Here is a 15,903-nt window from a genome sequence, read left to right on the forward strand (position 1 = left end):
TCGTCGGCGTCAACCGCTAGCCGGGGAGCACCCGTGAGCGCAGAGTCCAGCAAGCCCGCACTCGACCTGTCCGACGTCGACCACCGCGTGGGCCTGCCCGTCGGCGGCGGCCAGCTGCGGGACCCGTGCGGTCCGTCCGACATCCGCCGCTGGGTGATGGCGATGGACTACCCCAACCCGCTGCACTGGGACGAGGAGTTCGCCCGCGAGGCGGGGTTCGGCGGCATCGTCGCGCCGCAGTCCATCGCGGTGGCCCTGGACTACGGGCACGGGGCGGCGCCCGCGTGCGTCGGCCACATCCCGGGCAGCCACCTGATCTTCGGCGGCGAGGAATGGTGGTTCTACGGCTGCCCCGTCCGCCCCGGCGACCAGCTGTTCCAGGAACGGCGCTTCCACGACTACAAGGTGACCGAGACCCGCTTCGCGGGGCCCACGATGTTCTCCCGGGGAGACACCGTCCACACCAACCAGGACGGCGTCCTGGTGGCGCGCGAGCGCTCGACCGCGATCCGCTACCTCTACGAGGAGGCGCGCAGGCGCGGCATGTACGAGAACCGGCTCGGCGAGACCAGGCGCTGGACGGCCGGTGAGCTGACCGAGATCGAGAAGCTGCGGCGGGCATGGCTCGAGTCCGGCCGCGCAGGCGTCTCACCCCGCTTCGAGGAGGTGCGGGTCGGCGACCTGCTGCCGCGCCGCGTGATCGGCCCGCACAGCATCGCCTCCTTCACCACCGAGTACCGGGCCTTCCTGTTCAACATCTGGGGCACCTTCCAGTGGGTCGCTCCCCCGGGCGTCGACGATCCCTGGGTCGACCAGGACCCCGGCTGGGGAGAGGACTTCCGCTTCGACGAGGAGGACGCCCGGATCGACCCGCGCAAGCGGGACGGCCTGTACGTGGGACCGTCCCGCGGCCACATCGACGCCGAGCGGGCGAGCGAGGTCGGCATGGCGCGCGCCTACGGCTACGGCGCCACGATGGGCGCGTGGTGCACCGACTACCTCGCCTACTGGGCCGGCAACGACGGCATGGTGCGCCATTCCAAGGCGGACTTCCGCGGGCCGGCGTTCGAGGGCGACGCCACGTACTTCGACGCCGAGGTCGTCGACAAGACGGCCGAGTCGCAGTGGGGGGTGCCGCTGGTCCAGGTGCGGCTGCGCCTCACCGACCAGGACGGCGGAGTTCTGGTGAGCTGCACGGCCGAGGTCGAGCTGCCGTTCTAGCGCCGCCGGCGGGAGGCAAGCGATGGATGCCGCGACGAACACCGGACCCGGACGGCCCCTCTCGGTCGTGGCGGGACCGCCGCTGAGCGAGGAGCCGGGGCTCGGCCCGCTCACCCTCCCGGGCTTCCTGCGGGAGGTGACGGAGAGGTACGGCGAACGCGAGGCGATCGTCCTGCGCGGGCCCGGCGGCGCCGTCCGCTGGACGTACACCGATCTCTGGGAGCGCGCGATCGAGGTCGCCCGCGCGCTGCGCGCGTGCGGCCTGGGCAAGGACGGCCGTGTCGGCGTCCTGATGACGAACCGGCCCGAATGGATCGCCGCCGTCTTCGGGGTGTCCCTCGCCGGCGGCGTGGCCGTCACGCTCAGCACCTTCTCCACGCCGTACGAACTCGACCACCTGCTCCAGGTCTCCTGCGTGTCGGTGCTGCTCTTCGAGCGCACCGTGCTGAAGACGGACTTCGCCGCCGTGCTGACCGGCCTCGAACCCGGGATCGGCAAGGCGGCACCGGGCGCGCTGCGGTCGGCGCGGTACCCGTACCTGCGCCACCTGGCGGTGATCGGCGACGCCGCGCCGGGCGGGGCGGTCGACGGCTGGGGCGCGTTCCTGGCGCGCGGCGCCGCGGAGCCGCGCGAAACGGTCGAGGCCGCCGCCGAGGCCACCCGTCCCGGCGACCCGGCACTGCTGTTCTTCTCGTCGGGCTCGACCAGCAGACCGAAGGGGATCCTCAGCGCGCACCGGGGCGTCTGCGTCCAGTTGTGGCGCTTCCGGCGCCTGTACGGATTCGGCCCGGAGGACGGCGTCCGCGGCTGGACGGCCAACGGCTACTTCTGGTCCGGCAACTTCGCCATGTCGCTCGGCTCGACCCTCGCGGCCGGCGGCGCGCTCGTGCTGCAGCCCACCTTCGCCGCCGCCGAGGCCCTCGACCTCATGCAGGCGGAACGGGTGAACTTCCCGTTCGCCTGGCCGCACCAGTGGGCACAGCTGGAGGCGGCGCCCAACTGGGCCGGCGCCGACCTGAGCAGCATGCGTTTCGTGGACCGGGCGACCCCGGTCGCGCGCCACCCCACCGTCACCGCCGTCTGGTACGAGCCCGGCCACGCCTACGGCAACACCGAGACCTTCACCATCAGCACCTGCTATCCGGCCGACACGCCGCCCAAGGTGCACGCCGGCAGCAGCGGCGTGCCGCTGCCGGGCGTCACGGTGAAGATCGTCGATCCCCTCACCGGCGCCGTCGTGCCGCGCGGCGAGCGGGGCGAGATCTGCGCCAAGGGCCCCACTCTCATGCTGGGCTACCTCGGCGTCCCGCTCGACCAGACCCTCGACGGCGAGGGCTTCTTCCACACCGGCGACGGCGGCCGCCTCGACGACGCCGGACGCCTGTACTGGGAGGGTCGGCTCACCGACATCATCAAGACGGGCGGCGCCAACGTCTCACCGCGCGAGGTCGACGAAGCCGCGTCCGCCCATCCCGGCGTGCGGCTGGCGCACACCGTCGGGGTGCCGCACGAGACGCTCGGCGAAGTCGTGGTCACCTGCGTCGTCCCCCATGACGGCGTGCTTCTGGAGGCGCGGGACGTCCGCGCGTTCCTCCGGGAACGGCTTGCGAGCTACAAGGTTCCGCGCCACGTCCTGTTCTTCCGCGAGGACGAGATCACCCTCACTGGGACCGCGAAGATCAAATCCAGTGACCTGCGGGAGCTGGCCGCCGCCAGGATCCAGAGCTGACGAGGGCGGTGAGTATCGTCGGCCCATGCGGAACCCGGGGCGGACGAGCGGCACGGCTCCGGAGGCCTGCGCGGCGGCGTGGGCTGCGAGCGGTGTGGTGGAGCTGTCGGGCTGTGCGGACGGCCCGCCCCTCCTCCCGCCGGGACGGGCGGCGCCGGCCGCCGGGGAGATGGCCGCCCGGTTCGCCGCCGCCACGGGGGCGCCCGCGCTGAACGGCGCCCGCCTGCTGTCCGAGCGCGCCGCGTTCACCGGTCACCGGCGGCGCGGGCGCGTGTCGCCGGGCGGCGCCTGCCGGCTGCTGCCCGCGGCGGACGGATGGGCTGCGGTGTCGTGCGCCCGCCCGGACGACCCCGCCCTGCTCGGCGCGCTCGCGGGCGCCGACGCCGGCGACGACCCGTGGCCGGCGGTCGAAGGCTGGCTGCACGCACACACGGGCGCGGAGCTGGCCGAACGCGCCGAGCTTCTCGGCGTCGCGGCCGGTCCCGTCCGGGTCTCGCCCGGCGGCGCGCGCGTCCCGGCGCCCGCGTCCTTGCGTCCGGTGAAGGACGCGCTGGTCGTCGACTTCAGCGCGCTGTGGGCGGGCCCGCTCTGCGCCCACCTTCTCGGACTGGCCGGCGCACGTGTCGTCAAGGTCGAGACGCCCTCCCGGCCGGACGGCGCCCGCCATGGCGACCCCGGCTTCTACCGGCTCCTGCACGCGGGCCACCGTTCCGTCGTGCTGGACCCGGCGACGACGGCGGGCCGCCGGGCCATGGCGGCCCTGGTGGAGGCCGCCGACATCGTCATCGAGGCGTCGCGCCCGCGGGCTCTCGCCCGGTTCGGGCTGGACGCCGAGGCGGCCGCCGCCGCGGGGACGACGTGGGTCTCGATCACCGCGAACGGTCGCGCCTCCGGCCGCGTCGGGTTCGGCGACGACGTGGCCGCCGGGGCGGGGCTGGTCTGCCGGGACGCGGATCTGCGCCCGCTATTCTGCGGCGACGCCATCGCGGACCCGCTGACCGGGCTGACCGCCGCCGTCCTGGCCGCCGCCGCACCGCCGGGGGGCGGCATGCTGTGGGACGTGTCCATGTCCGACGTCGTGGCGGCGACCCTCGACCCGCATCCGCCCGCCGAGAGCGTCCCGGCTCTCGCCCACGGCGACGGCTGGGCGATCGAGACCGAGCACGGGATCGAGCCCGTTCAGGCCCCGGTTCGCCGCGAGCCGGCCGGCGACGCTCCCGCGATGGGCGCCGACACGTCCGATGTCCTGCGCGAGCTGGGAATCGCGATCCCGTGAGAACTCCAGTGGAGGCGGCCACGGTCCTGTACCGCGACGCGGAGGTGGACGGTCGCGGGCGCGGGCATGTCCGCGTCGCCGGCGGCCGGATCGCCGAGGCCGGTCCGCGCCTGGCGCCGGCACGCGGGGAGCGGGTCGTCGAATGCCGCGGCGGCGCGCTGCTCCCCGGGCTGTGGGATCACCATCTGCATCTGCACGCCCTGTGGGCCTGGAGGCGATCGGTCGTGTGCGGGCCTCCCTCGGTCGAGGGGCGGGACGCGCTGGCGGCGGCGCTGCGGGCGGCGGTACCCGACGAGCACGGGTGGGTGCGCGGCGTCGGCTACGTCGAAAGCGTCGCCGGGGATCTGGGCGCGGCGGAACTCGACGCGCTGCGCGCCGACCGTCCCGTCCGCGTTCAGCACCGCAGCGGCGCGCTCTGGATGCTGAACTCCGCGGCGGCACGGGAGGCGGGCCTGGCCACCGGCCGCCATCCGGGCATCGAACGCGACGCGGGCGGCGTCCCCACCGGGCGGCTGTGGCGGGCCGACGCCTGGCTCCGGACCCGGCTGCCGGCCGGGCGTCCGGCCGATCTCGGCGCCATCGGACGCGAGCTGGCCCGGCACGGGATCACCGGGGTCACCGACGCCACGCCCGACCTCACGGCGGAGACGCGGGCCGCGTTCGCGACGGGGAAACCGCCCGCCCGAGTGCATCTGCTCGGGGTGCCCCTCGACGCACCCGCTCCCGGCGACCCGCTGGTGACCACCGGCCCGTACAAGATCGTCCTGGCCGATTCGGGCCTGCCGCCGCTGGACGGCCTGACCGAGCGGATCACGCGCGCCCACGCGTGCGGGCGCGCCGTCGCGGTGCACTGCGTGACCCGGGAGGCGCTGCTGCTCCTGCTCGCCGCGCTCGACGCGGCCGGGGTCCGCGCCGGGGACCGGGTCGAGCATGCCGCCCTCGTCCCCGGGGAGACGATCGGCGAGCTGGCCCGCCTCGGGCTGCGCGTGGTCACCCAGCCCGGCTTCCTCGCCGACCGGGGCGACGACTACCTGCGCGACGTCCCCGCCCGGGACCACGGCGACCTCTACCGCTGCCGCAGCCTGGTCGAGTCGGGCGTCCCGGTCGGCCTGTCGAGCGACGCCCCCTACGGGCCGCTCGACCCCTGGCGGGTCATCGACGCCGCCGCACGGCGGCGCACGCGGTCCGGTGCGGTGGCCGGAGCGGGCGAGACGATCACCACGCGCGCCGCCCTGCGCTCCTACCTCACCGCCCCGGACGATCCCGGCGGCCGCGTCCGGCGCGTCCGTCCGGGCGCCCCGGCCGACCTGATGGTGCTGCGCGTGCCGCTCGCGGAGGCGCTGCGCCGTCCGGACGCGGGCGCCGTCCGGTGCACCATGGTCGCCGGGTGCCTCACCGGGGACTGACTGCGTCCTCCGCCGGCTTCCGGGCGGGCCGCCAGAAGACGGCGAGCAGAAGCGCGGCGCCGATCCCACCGGCCAGCGCGGTGATGGCCAGGCCCGTCCAGCCGGACAGGTCATCGGCGACCCCAAGCCCCCGATCCACCGACACAGCGCCACCACCCAGGGCGCCGAGCGCGCACGCCACCATGATGATCATCACGACGTACTCATAGCCCTGACCGGGCCGGAAGATGAAGAACCCGTTGCGCAGATGCGCGGTGATGAACGCCACCGCCATCGTCCCGACCGCCCCGGCCGCCGCCAGCGGCGTGAGCAGACCCAGCAACAACACCACCCCGGCACCCAGCTCCGTGCCCGTCGCCATCAACGCGTGCAACCGCCCCGGCCGCAACCCCATCGACTCGAACCAGCCCGCCGTACCCGCGATCCTCCCGCCACCGAACGCATGGTTCCACCCATGCGCCACCAGCGTGCCGCCCACCGACACCCGAAGGACCAGGGACGCGATGTCGATGCCCGCCGCGTCTGCCGCCATTTCAGGTGACCACCGTGGCGAACGCCTTGCGTTCCAGGAACTCCTCCAGGCCGGCGGCTCCCATCTCGCGGCCGATCCCCGACTGCTTGAAGCCGCCGAAGGGGACGTCGGGCGCGAAGTAGCTGCCGCCGTTGATGCTAAGCGTGCCGGTGCGGATCCGCCGGGCGACGGCGACCGCCCGTTCCTCGTCTGCGCCGTGCACGGCGCCGGAGAGCCCGTAGGCGGAGTTGTTGGCGATGCGGACGGCGTCGTCCTCGTCGTCGTAGGGGATGACGGCGAGAACGGGTCCGAAGACCTCTTCCTGCGCGATCTCGCTGTCGGGGTCCACGCCGCTCAGCAGCGTCGGGGTGTAGAAGAACCCGGGATCGACCTTCTCCCCACCCGTCACAAGCTTGGCGCCCGCCTCGACCGCGCGGCGCACCATCGCGTCCACCTTGTCCCGCTGCCGCTCGCTGATCAGCGGCCCCATGTAGGTCTCGGGCTTGGCGGGGTCGCCGTAGGGGACGCCGGCGAGCTGGGCGGCGACCCGTTCGACGATCGCGTCGTGGTGGCCGCGCGGCACCAGGAGCCGGGACGTGATCGCGCAGCCCTGCCCGGCGTGCGAGCAGATGGTGAACGCCGCCATCATCGCGATCATGTCGAAGTCGGCGTCGGCCAGCACGATCATCGCCGACTTGCCGCCGAGTTCGAGGAAGACCCGCTTCACGGTCTCGCTCGCGGCGGCCATGATCTGGCGGCCGGTGGCGGTGGACCCGGTGAAGGTGACCACGTCCACGCCGGGATGGGTGGTCAGCGCCTTGCCGACCGCCGCCCCCGCGGAGGTCAGCACGTTCACCACGCCGGGCGGGATGTCGGTGTGCTCGGCGATCAGCCCGGCCAGCGCCAGCGTCACCAGCGGCGTGTCCGGCGCACCCTTCAGCACCACCGTGCAACCGGCCGCCAGCGCGGGGGCCAGCTTGGCCAGCGCGAGCTGGTTCGGGTAGTTGTACGCGGTGATCGCGGCGACGACCCCGGCGGCCTCCTGCTCCACCCACCGGCGGTGCCGCCGCCCGCGGGACTCGATCTCGCCGAGGTCCTCGGTGAAGGAGCGGCCGCGCAGCAGGTCCGCGTAGTAGCGGACGATCTCCAGCGGCTCGTCGAGCCCGGCGCCGTGCGTCACGATGCGAGGCGCGCCGGTGTCGGCGATCGTCACCTCCCGCAGCTCCTCCTTGTGCTCGACCAGCACCCGGTACAGCTGCTCCAGGCACCGGACGCGCAGTGCGGCGTCGGCCGGCCAGGCGGTGGTGTCGAACGCGCGGCGGGCCGCGTCCACGGCGGCGCCCGCCTGGGCGACCGTGGCGTCGGGCGCGTGCCCGAGGATCTCCCCGGTGGCCGGGTTCACCGACGGGTACGTCCGCTCCCCCGCCACCAGGCGCCCGCCGATCAGCAGGCGCGCGCCGCCCGCCTCGCCGGCGGACGCCCCCGGCTCCGGTCCGCCGTGCCGCTGGGATCCCATCCCGCCTCCTCGCGTCTGGAAACCTCATTCTCTGAGAAGAGAATACCTACATCAAGCCCTCTTCCGGTCGGGCAAAGTTTGAGAGTATTGTTCTCGAAAATGAAAAGTAAGTTCTGCGACCGGGACCGCCCGCCGCCCCAGGGAGGACGACGCCGTGAGCGTGGACGACGAGGCCCGCAAGACCAAGCGCTACCAGTTCGACCGGCACACCGCCGAGTACCGCAGGCGGTTCACCGCCATCACCCATGAGCTGCACCGCGAGTGCCCGGTCGCCTGGTCGGACACCTACGACGGGCACTGGGTGGCCTCCGGCGCCGCGGAGGTGTTCGAGCTGGCCCGGTCGGCCGACAAGCTGTCGAACGACCACGACCTGAAGGGCGAGCGGCGCGGGTACAAGGGCATCACCATCCCGACCGCGGATCCGCCGCCGGTGGTCCGGGGCGGCTTCCTGGAGATGGACCCGCCCGAGCAGCGCCACTACCGGCAGGCGCTGAACCCCTACCTGTCCCCCGCCGCCGTGAACCGCTGGATCCCGTTCGTCGACGAGGTGGTGCGCGCCTGCCTGGACGAGAAGTCCGCGAGCGGGCGCATCGACTTCGTCGACGACCTGGCCAACATCGTGCCCGCCGTGCTCACCCTGGCGATGCTGGGCGTCCCGGTGGACAGATGGGCGATCTACAGCGAGCCGACCCACGCCTCGGTGTACACGCCGCCGGCCTCACCGGAGATGCCCCGCGTCCGCGAGCAGCAAGTGGCCCTGTACGGGGACCTCGCCGCCGAGATGGCCGCGATCCGCGAGCACCCGCGTCCCGGCATGATCGACGCGCTGGTCCGCGCCGAGATCAACGGCGCGCGGCCGGACGACCTGGAGCTGCTCGGCGTGCTCGCGCTGGTCATCGGCGGCGGGTTCGACACGACGACGGCACTGACCGCGCACGCGCTGGAGTGGCTGTCGGAGCACCCGGACGAGCGGGAGCGCCTCTCGCGCGAGCGCGGCACCCTGCTGGACCCGGCCACCGAGGAGTTCCTGCGCTACTTCACCCCTGCACCCGGGGACGGGCGCACCTTCTCCCAGGACTGCGAGCTCGCCGGAACCAGCTTCAAGGAGGGCGAGCGCATCTGGCTGTCCTGGGCGATGGCCAACCGGGACCCGTCGGTGTTCGAGGACCCCGACCGGATCGACCTCGCGCGGTCGGGCAACCGGCACCACTCGTTCGGCCTCGGCATCCACCGCTGCATCGGCTCGAACGTCGCCCGCACCGTGTTCAAGCGCATGCTCGCCCAGGTGCTGGACCGCATGCCCGGCTACCGCTGCGACCCGGCGGGCACCGTCCACTACGAGACCATCGGCGTCATCCAGGGCATGCGCAACCTGCCCGCGACGTTCGAGCCGCACCCGCCGGCCGGTCCCGGGCTCGCGGAGACCCTCGCCGTCCTCCAGAAGGCCTGCGACGAGCAGCGGCTCGCCGAACCCGTCACGCGGCGCAAGGCCGCGGCGCGGATCTAGCGGAGAGGCGTGAGTGGAGCGGGCATGAGCGAAGGCGACGCGAGCGTGCGGCGGACGGCGGTCGTGACCGGCGGCGGCTCGGGCATCGGGCGGGCCATCGTCCACCGGCTCGCCGAGGACGGGTTCGCGACCGCGGTCCTGGACCTCGACGCAGGCGCGGCGGAGCGGGTGGCCGGCGAGGCGCGCGACAAGGGACACGAGGCGGCCGCGTTCGGGGGCGTCGACGTGTCGGACCGGGCGCAGGTGGACGCGGCGGCGCGGCGGGTCCGCGACACGCTCGGCCCGGTCGGCGTGCTGGTCAACAACGCCGGGCTGACCGGGTTCAAGAAGTTCCTGCACATCACCGACGAGGTCTGGGACCGGGTCATGGCGGTCAACCTGAACGGTCCCTTCTACTGCGCCCAGGCTGTGGTGCCGGACATGATCGGCGCCGGCTGGGGCCGGATCGTGAACATCTCCTCCTCCAGCGCGCAGTCGGGGCAGCAGTTCATGACGCACTACGTGGCGTCCAAGGCGGGCCTCATCGGCTTCACCAAGGCGCTCGCGCTGGAGCTCGGGCCGGCCGGCATCACGGTGAACACGATCCCGCCCGGCTTCGTCGACACCCCGATGCTCCGCGCGTCGGAGCGGAAGGGACTGCTCGGCGGCACCGTCGAGGAGCACGCGGACCGCACCCCGGTGGGACGGCCGGGCCGCCCCGAGGACATCGCCGCGGCGTGCGCGTTCCTGGTGTCGGAGGAGGCGGGCTACGTGACCGGGCAGGTGATCGGCGTCAACGGCGGCCGCAACACCTGACCCGGGGACCCGGGAACCATCCTGTCTTGAGCTGTACGACGAAAGGACGCCGGTCGGTGAAGGATTTCGAAGACTTCGACTTCTTCCGGGACGACGAAGCCGTCGCGGACCCCTATCCGTACTTCGAGGCCCTGCGGAGCCGGTGCCCGGTCCAGCGCGAACCGCACCACGACGTGCTGATGGTGACGGGCTACGACGAGGCGCTCCAGGTGTACAACGACACCGAGACGTTCTCCTCGTGCGTCTCGGTCACCGGTCCCTTCCCCGGGTTCCCGGTCCCGCTGGACGGCGACGACGTCTCCGACCTGATCGAGCGGCACCGCGACGAGCTGCCGATGAGCGACCAGCTCCCGACGCTGGACCCGCCCCTGCACACCGCGCACCGCGCATTGCTGATGCGGCTGATCACACCTAAGCGGCTCAAGGAGAACGAGGCGTCCATGTGGCGGCTCGCCGACCGGGTCCTGGACGGCTTCCTCGACGGCGGCGAAGGCGACGCGATCGACGGGTTCGCGGCGCCGTTCACGCTGCTGGTCATCGCCGACCTGCTCGGCATGCCGGAGCAGGACCGCGACGACTTCGCCCGGACGCTGCGGCGGGCGTCAGGCGGCGGCATCGGCGGCACCGGCGACCGGGCGCTGGCGCACAGCCCGCTGGAGTTCCTGTACGACCGGTTCGTCCCCTACATCGAGGACCGCCGCCGCGAGCCCCGCGACGACGTCCTCACCGGGCTGGCCACCGCGACGTTCCCGGACGGTTCGACGCCCGACGTCCAGGACGTGGTCCGCGTCGCCTCCAACGTCTTCGCGGCGGGCCAGGAGACGACCGTCCGGCTGCTCGGCTCGGCGCTGAAGCTGATCGCCGAGGACGCCGCGCTGCAGGAGCGGCTGCGGTCCGACCGGGACGCGATCCCGAACTTCATCGAGGAGACCCTCCGCGTCGAGAGCCCGATCAAGGGCGACTTCCGGCTGGCCCGCGTGCCGACCGCGGTGGGCGGCGTCGACGTCCCGGCGGGCACGACGCTGATGCTGGTGAACGCGGCGGCGAACCGCGATCCCCGCCAGTTCGAGGACCCTGCGGCGTTCGACCCGTCCCGCAAGAACGCCCGCCGGCACATCGCCTTCGGGCGCGGCGCGCACACCTGCCCCGGCGCACCGCTGGCACGGGCGGAGGCCCGCGTGGGCATCGAGCGGCTCCTCGACCGGACGACCGGCATACGCGTCTCCGAACGGGCGCACGGCCCCGCGGACGACCGGCGCTACCGCTACGTCCCGACCCACATCCTCCGGGGCCTGACCCATCTGACCCTGGAGTTCACGCGGGCGGAGGACAAGGCCTGATGAAGGTCACGGTCGACGAGGACCGCTGCCGGGGGCACGGGATCTGCTGCGCGCTGTGCCCGGAGGTGTTCGACCTCGGCGAGGACGGATACTCCGAGGTGCTGACGCCGGAGGTTCCGCCCGGCTCCGAGGAGATGGCGCGCGCCGCGATCGCGCAGTGCCCGGAGCGGGCGATCAGCGAGACCTGACGCGCGGGCCGGTGTCAGGGTTCGCGGTTTCTCAGGACGTCGTCCAGCGCGTCGAGCGCGCCGTCGAGGGCGCCGAGCCCGCCGCCGTGCTCGGCCGCGACCGCCCGGACGACGTCGACGTCCTTGGTCAGGAAACCGCCTACCGCCTGCGCGAACGCCGCCACCGAGCCTCTGCCCGCGACCCCGGAGAGCGCGCGGCTCGCACTGCTGGCGTGGGGAAGCGCGCCGAGCAGGGCGGCCTCCTCCACGCCCAGCCGCCCCGCGAGGCGGACGGCCTCGGCGAGCAGCCCTATCTGCGCGGCGAACAGGGCGTTGTTGACCAGTTTCACGCGCTGGCCCGCACCGAGCCCGCCCACATGCACGACCGGGTCGCCATAGGCCCGCAGGGCCGGCTCCACCTTGGCGACGTCGTCCGCGGCGCCGCCCGCGAAGAGGGTCAGCCGGCCGGCCGCGATGTCGTGGGGCCCGCCGCTGACCGGGCAGTCGACCACCCGGACGCCGTGCGGCGCGGCGCGCCCGGCGACGGCGACCGCCGTGTCCGGGCTCCCGGTGGTGTGCAGGACGACGACCGACCCGGCCGCCATCGCGGAGAGCAGGCCGCCGCCGAGGCAGACGTCTTGGACCTGCTCGTCGCTGAACACGCACACCATGACGGCGTCCGCGTCCTCGACGGCGCCAGCCGCGCGGGCGACGGGGCGCGCTCCCAGGGCTTCGAGCGCGGCGCGCGCAGCGGGCGACCGTCCGAGCGCGCGGACCTCGTGCCCCGCGCGGACGAGCCGCTCCACCATGGGGCGGCCCATCCGCCCGGCACCGACGAACCCGATGCGCATGCCTGCCTCCTCGACCGGCGATATTGACCCTCTCAGATAACGAGATTAGCATTCTCGTGTGAGCCATCGCGTCGTCCAGTGGGCCACCGGCAACATCGGCGCCCGCGCCCTCCGGGGCGTCATCGAGCATCCGGACCTGGCCCTGGCGGGCGTCCACGTCCATACGCCCGGCAAGGCGGGACGCGACGCCGGCGAGCTGTGCGGGCTCGGCGCCACCGGCGTCACCGCGACGTGCGACATCGACGAGATCCTGGGGCTCGACGCCGACTGCGTCCTCTACATGCCGCGGGCCCTCGACGTCGGCGAGGTCTGCCGGTTGCTGGAGTCCGGCGCGAACGTCGTCACCACGCGCGGCGAGTTCCACCACCCCGGCAGCGTCCCGCCCGAGGTCCGCGGGCGGGTCGAGGCGGCGTGCGAGCGCGGCGCGGCCTCGATCCACAGCACCGGCAGCAGCCCGGGATTCATCAGCGAGGCCGTCCCGCTGGCGCTGGCGTCCATCCAGCGGCGCCTGGACGGTTTGACGATCAGCGAGTTCGCGGACCTGTCGCGGCGCGACTCGCCGGGCCTGCTGTTCGACGTGATGGGCTTCGGCCGGCCGCCCGCGGCCTTCGACGAGCGGCGGCTCTCGCACGGGCGGGTCAGCTTCGGCCCGTCCCTGCGCGCGGTGGCGGAGGCGCTGTCGATGCCGCTCGACTCGGTGGAGGCGGACGGCGAGATCGCCACGGCGGGCCGTCGCGTCCGCATCGCCGCGGGCGAGCTGGCGGCGGGCACGGTGGCCGCGCAGCGGATCACGGTTTCCGGCCTGCGCGGCGGCCGGGCGGTGCTGCGCTTCCGCGCCGTCTGGTACTGCACCGCGGACCTGCTCCCCGCGTGGGACGTCCGGGCGACCGGCTGGCACATCGCGGTCGACGGGGACGCCCCGCTCGACATCGACATGCGCTTCCCCGTGCCCATCGAGCGGATGGCGGAGGTGTCGCCCGCCTACACCGCGAACCGCGCGGTCAACGCGGTGCCGGTCGTCTGCGCGGCGTCGCCCGGCATCAGGACGACGGCGGACCTGCCCCACATCCTCGCCTCGCTCGGCTGACCGCCGGGCCCGCCCTCAGGCCTTGGCCGGCTCGCCCAGGCGGAAGAACTCGGTCGCCGAGCCCGCGTCGCCGGGGACGGCGGCGGCCGCCATGGCCTGAGCCTTGAAGGCGCGTGCGGCCACGCTGAGCCGGTGCGGTTGCCAGGTCGCCTGCCCGGCCGCCTCGTCCGGCACGGCCTCGCCGTCCCAGAGCGTGACCTCGACCAGCTCCTCGTCCAGCACGCTCAGCACCAGCCGCCTGACCCGCGCGTCCGACCCGTACAGGCCGGCGCACACCGCGATCGCCTTCGGGCGCGGCCCGCGGACGGGCGAGGCGAGCGCGCAGTCGAGGTCGGCGGCGCGGGCGCCGAGGATGCGCAGCGGCCGGGGGTCGGCGTGGTCCGGCGTGAGGACCGTGACGTCCCAGCCGGCCATCACGCGGTCGAACAGCCAGCCCCCCGCGCAGCGGACCGCCTCGGCCATGCTGGGGGCGACGACCAGGAGCCGGTTCCTCAGGCACCGTCGCGCGGTGCGGCGAGCTGCCGGGCGAGCGATCCGGTGTACTCCCTGAAGACCTCGATCAGCGGGATCGAAGGGTCGAGCAGCCATGATGCCTCTATCCCGTTGAGAAAGGCGGCGATCTCCACGGCCTTGACGGCCGGATCCAGGTCCGTGCGGTACCGGCCCGAGCGCTGACCCCGCCGGATGGTGCCGGCGATGGTCTCCACGGCCGCCCGGTACCGGCCGAGGAAGCGGTTGTGCAGCGGGGCGGCGGGATCGAGGTTCTCCATCTGGAGGACGGCGAACATGCCGATCAGGTCCGGCGCCTCCAGGAACCGCCCGGGGACGCGTCGCAGCTGCTCGACGATGTCGTCCGACGTCCGGTCCGCCCGTGCGTCGTCATCGGCGTCCCTGACGTCGAGCGCGGAGTGGAGCAGCTGCTCCTTGGACTGGAAGTGGTGCAGCAGGCCCGCCGGGCTGACCCCGGCCTCCCGGGCGATCTGGCCGAGCGTGATGCCACGCCACCCGTGGGTGCGCAGCAGGCGCTGCGCGGCGGCCAGGATGCGCTGCCGCCGGTCCTCGCCCTTCGCGAGGAGGGCTGCGTACGGGCGCGGATCGCTCAACGGACCCCCTCGGGAAAACCTACTGAAGGTACATTAGGTTGGTTGCCCGGGTGTGACAAGGGTCACCTGCGGGAAACTTTCGTCAGCGGGCCGTCACTCGGCCGCGGCCACCGCCGCCCGTGCCCGCGAGCGGTACGCCTCAAGCTTCTCCTCCGGGGCGATCAGCCGGGTGCTGCGGGACTGGATCGACACGTCGTGCCCCTCCGCGGCCTTCCGCAGCGCGCCGACCGTGGCCTGCTCGCGCGGGATGTGCGTGAACGGGTCGAAGGAGTACCAGCGCATCGCGTTCCGGTGGGTCATCTTGTCGATGTCGTCGTCGGGGACCGACTCGCGTTCCAGCACCTCGTGCAGCTCCTCGGGGGCGCCCGGCCACATCGAGTCGCTGTGGGGGTAGTCGGCCTCCCAGCAGATGTTGCCGATGCCGATGTCGTGGCGGAGCCGGACCCCGAGCGGGTCGCTGATGAAGCAGGTCAGGAAGTGGTCACGGAACACCTCGCTGGGCAGCTTGCCGCCGAAGTCCTGCAGCGTCCACGTCGCGTGCATCTCGAAGGTCCGGTCGACCCGCTCCAGGAAGTAGGGGATCCAGCCGGTGCCGCCCTCCGACAGCGCGATCCTGATGCCGGGGAACTCCTTGATGACGCGGGACCACAGCAGGTCGGCGGCGGCCTGCACGATGTTCATCGGCTGCAGGGTGATCATGACGTCCGGCGGGGAGTCGACGGCGGGGATCGACAGCCGGCCGGACGAGCCGATGTGCACGTTCAGGATCGTGCCGGTGTCGACCAGCGCCCGCCACAGCGGGTCCCAGTGGTCGCTGTGGAAGCTCGGGTACCCCATCGCGGCCGGGTTCTCGCTGAACGTCAGCGAGTGGCATCCCTTGGCCGCGACCCGGCGCACCTCGTCGGCGCACAGCTGCGGGTCCCAGATCACGGGCAGCGCCATCGGGATGAACCGGCCCGGGTGGGCGCCGCACCACTCGTCGATGTGCCAGTCGTTGTAGGCCCGGACGAGGGAGAGGGAGAAGTCGGAGTCCTCGGTGGCGAACAGCCGCGCCGCGAAGCCGGGGAACGACGGGAAGTTCATCGAGGCCAGGATGCCGCCGGCGTTCATGTCCTTGACCCGCTCGTGCACGTCGTAGCAGCCGGGGCGGATCTCGTCCAGGCCCTGCGGCTCCAGGCCGTACTCCTCCTTCGGGCGTCCCGCGACCGCGTTGAGCGCGGCGTTGGGGATGACGGTGTCGCGGAACTTCCAGACGTCGGAGCCGTCGTCGCGGTGGACGAGCTGCGGCGCGTCGTCCTGGTACTTCTTCGGCAGATGGTTCACGAACATGTCGGGCGGCTCGATGATGTGGTCGTCGACGCTGATCAGGATCATGTCGTCGCGTTTCATGGCGT

The 15,903-nt window shown here is 73.4% G+C and carries 15 protein-coding genes; 9 read left to right on the forward strand and 6 right to left on the reverse strand.

What is annotated here, in order from left to right:
- Nucleotides 1-33: 33 nt before the first annotated feature.
- From E1293_RS01740 to E1293_RS01755, 4 genes are read left to right on the forward strand one after another with little or no spacing between them, the layout of a single operon-like run.
- Nucleotides 34-1,221, forward strand: coding sequence for a MaoC family dehydratase (locus E1293_RS01740; RefSeq protein WP_207938618.1), 1,188 nt, complete (start codon nucleotides 34-36; stop codon nucleotides 1,219-1,221).
- Between the two features lie 22 nt (nucleotides 1,222-1,243).
- The gene (locus E1293_RS01745; protein ID WP_132193042.1) at nucleotides 1,244-2,950 is read left to right on the forward strand and encodes a class I adenylate-forming enzyme family protein; all 1,707 of its coding nucleotides are present in this window, start codon (nucleotides 1,244-1,246) and stop codon (nucleotides 2,948-2,950) included.
- Between the two features lie 25 nt (nucleotides 2,951-2,975).
- Nucleotides 2,976-4,226 carry a CoA transferase gene (locus E1293_RS01750; protein WP_132193044.1) on the forward strand — a complete coding sequence of 417 codons (1,251 nt, stop codon included), beginning with the start codon at nucleotides 2,976-2,978 and terminating at the stop codon, nucleotides 4,224-4,226.
- Nucleotides 4,223-5,632, forward strand: coding sequence for an amidohydrolase family protein (locus tag E1293_RS01755; RefSeq protein WP_207938619.1), 1,410 nt, complete (start codon nucleotides 4,223-4,225; stop codon nucleotides 5,630-5,632). Before E1293_RS01750 ends, E1293_RS01755 begins: the two co-directional genes overlap by 4 nt.
- On the opposite strand, the gene E1293_RS01760 is transcribed toward E1293_RS01755, so the two are convergent.
- Entirely contained in the window at nucleotides 5,619-6,164 is a 546-nt protein-coding gene (locus tag E1293_RS01760) for a DoxX family protein (protein ID WP_132193046.1), read from the reverse strand. The genes E1293_RS01755 and E1293_RS01760 overlap by 14 nt on opposite strands.
- A 1-nt stretch (nucleotide 6,165) precedes the next feature.
- Nucleotides 6,166-7,659, reverse strand: a complete 1,494-nt coding sequence (locus E1293_RS01765; protein ID WP_132193048.1) for an aldehyde dehydrogenase family protein — start codon at nucleotides 7,657-7,659, stop codon at nucleotides 6,166-6,168.
- A gap of 154 nt (nucleotides 7,660-7,813) precedes the next feature.
- Here E1293_RS01765 and E1293_RS01770 point away from each other — a divergent pair, with 154 nt between their 5' ends.
- The 4 genes from E1293_RS01770 to E1293_RS01785 are packed head-to-tail and all read left to right on the forward strand — an operon-like array spanning nucleotide 7,814 to nucleotide 11,489.
- Nucleotides 7,814-9,166, forward strand: coding sequence for a cytochrome P450 (locus E1293_RS01770; RefSeq protein ID WP_132193050.1), 1,353 nt, complete (start codon nucleotides 7,814-7,816; stop codon nucleotides 9,164-9,166).
- A gap of 24 nt (nucleotides 9,167-9,190) precedes the next feature.
- Nucleotides 9,191-9,961, forward strand: coding sequence for an SDR family NAD(P)-dependent oxidoreductase (locus E1293_RS01775; RefSeq protein WP_132193052.1), 771 nt, complete (start codon nucleotides 9,191-9,193; stop codon nucleotides 9,959-9,961).
- Between the two features lie 56 nt (nucleotides 9,962-10,017).
- Nucleotides 10,018-11,301 carry a cytochrome P450 gene (locus E1293_RS01780; RefSeq protein ID WP_132193054.1) on the forward strand — a complete coding sequence of 428 codons (1,284 nt, stop codon included), beginning with the start codon at nucleotides 10,018-10,020 and terminating at the stop codon, nucleotides 11,299-11,301.
- Nucleotides 11,301-11,489, forward strand: a complete 189-nt coding sequence (locus E1293_RS01785; protein ID WP_132193056.1) for a ferredoxin — start codon at nucleotides 11,301-11,303, stop codon at nucleotides 11,487-11,489. Before E1293_RS01780 ends, E1293_RS01785 begins: the two co-directional genes overlap by 1 nt.
- 14 nt (nucleotides 11,490-11,503) lie before the next feature.
- Here E1293_RS01785 and E1293_RS01790 read toward each other — a convergent pair whose 3' ends face one another.
- Nucleotides 11,504-12,355 (reverse strand): NAD(P)-dependent oxidoreductase, encoded by an 852-nt coding sequence (locus E1293_RS01790; protein ID WP_341770168.1) that lies wholly within the window; start codon nucleotides 12,353-12,355, stop codon nucleotides 11,504-11,506.
- A 22-nt stretch (nucleotides 12,356-12,377) separates the two neighbouring features.
- On the opposite strand from E1293_RS01790, the gene E1293_RS01795 reads away from it, so the two are divergent.
- A complete protein-coding gene (locus E1293_RS01795) occupies nucleotides 12,378-13,406 on the forward strand; it encodes an NAD(P)H-dependent amine dehydrogenase family protein (protein WP_132193060.1) in 1,029 nt (342 codons plus the stop codon).
- Between the two features lie 15 nt (nucleotides 13,407-13,421).
- Here E1293_RS01795 and E1293_RS01800 read toward each other — a convergent pair whose 3' ends face one another.
- From E1293_RS01800 to E1293_RS01810, 3 genes are all read right to left on the reverse strand, one after another.
- The gene (locus E1293_RS01800; protein ID WP_132193062.1) at nucleotides 13,422-13,868 is read right to left on the reverse strand and encodes a hypothetical protein; all 447 of its coding nucleotides are present in this window, start codon (nucleotides 13,866-13,868) and stop codon (nucleotides 13,422-13,424) included.
- Nucleotides 13,869-13,897: 29 nt separating this feature from the next.
- Nucleotides 13,898-14,509, reverse strand: a complete 612-nt coding sequence (locus tag E1293_RS01805) for a TetR/AcrR family transcriptional regulator (protein WP_132193064.1) — start codon at nucleotides 14,507-14,509, stop codon at nucleotides 13,898-13,900.
- 93 nt (nucleotides 14,510-14,602) lie between these two features.
- Nucleotides 14,603-15,898 (reverse strand): amidohydrolase family protein, encoded by a 1,296-nt coding sequence (locus E1293_RS01810; protein ID WP_132193066.1) that lies wholly within the window; start codon nucleotides 15,896-15,898, stop codon nucleotides 14,603-14,605.
- Nucleotides 15,899-15,903 lie beyond the last annotated feature (5 nt).

The organism is Actinomadura darangshiensis (assembly GCF_004349235.1).
GTDB lineage: Bacteria > Actinomycetota > Actinomycetes > Streptosporangiales > Streptosporangiaceae > Spirillospora > Spirillospora darangshiensis.

What these genes read in the sequence shown, in the direction of transcription:
- E1293_RS01745 (WP_132193042.1), top strand. Translation starts at nt 1,244, where the DNA reads ATGGATGCCGCGACGAACACCGGACCCGGACGGCCCCTCTCGGTCGTG.
- E1293_RS01785 (WP_132193056.1), top strand. Translation starts at nt 11,301, where the DNA reads ATGAAGGTCACGGTCGACGAGGACCGCTGCCGGGGGCACGGGATCTGC.
- E1293_RS01765 (WP_132193048.1), bottom strand. Translation starts at nt 7,659, where the DNA reads ATGGGATCCCAGCGGCACGGCGGACCGGAGCCGGGGGCGTCCGCCGGC.
- E1293_RS01775 (WP_132193052.1), top strand. Translation starts at nt 9,191, where the DNA reads ATGAGCGAAGGCGACGCGAGCGTGCGGCGGACGGCGGTCGTGACCGGC.
- E1293_RS01750 (WP_132193044.1), top strand. Translation starts at nt 2,976, where the DNA reads ATGCGGAACCCGGGGCGGACGAGCGGCACGGCTCCGGAGGCCTGCGCG.
- E1293_RS01800 (WP_132193062.1), bottom strand. Translation starts at nt 13,868, where the DNA reads ATGGCCGAGGCGGTCCGCTGCGCGGGGGGCTGGCTGTTCGACCGCGTG.
- E1293_RS01810 (WP_132193066.1), bottom strand. Translation starts at nt 15,898, where the DNA reads ATGAAACGCGACGACATGATCCTGATCAGCGTCGACGACCACATCATC.
- E1293_RS01760 (WP_132193046.1), bottom strand. Translation starts at nt 6,164, where the DNA reads ATGGCGGCAGACGCGGCGGGCATCGACATCGCGTCCCTGGTCCTTCGG.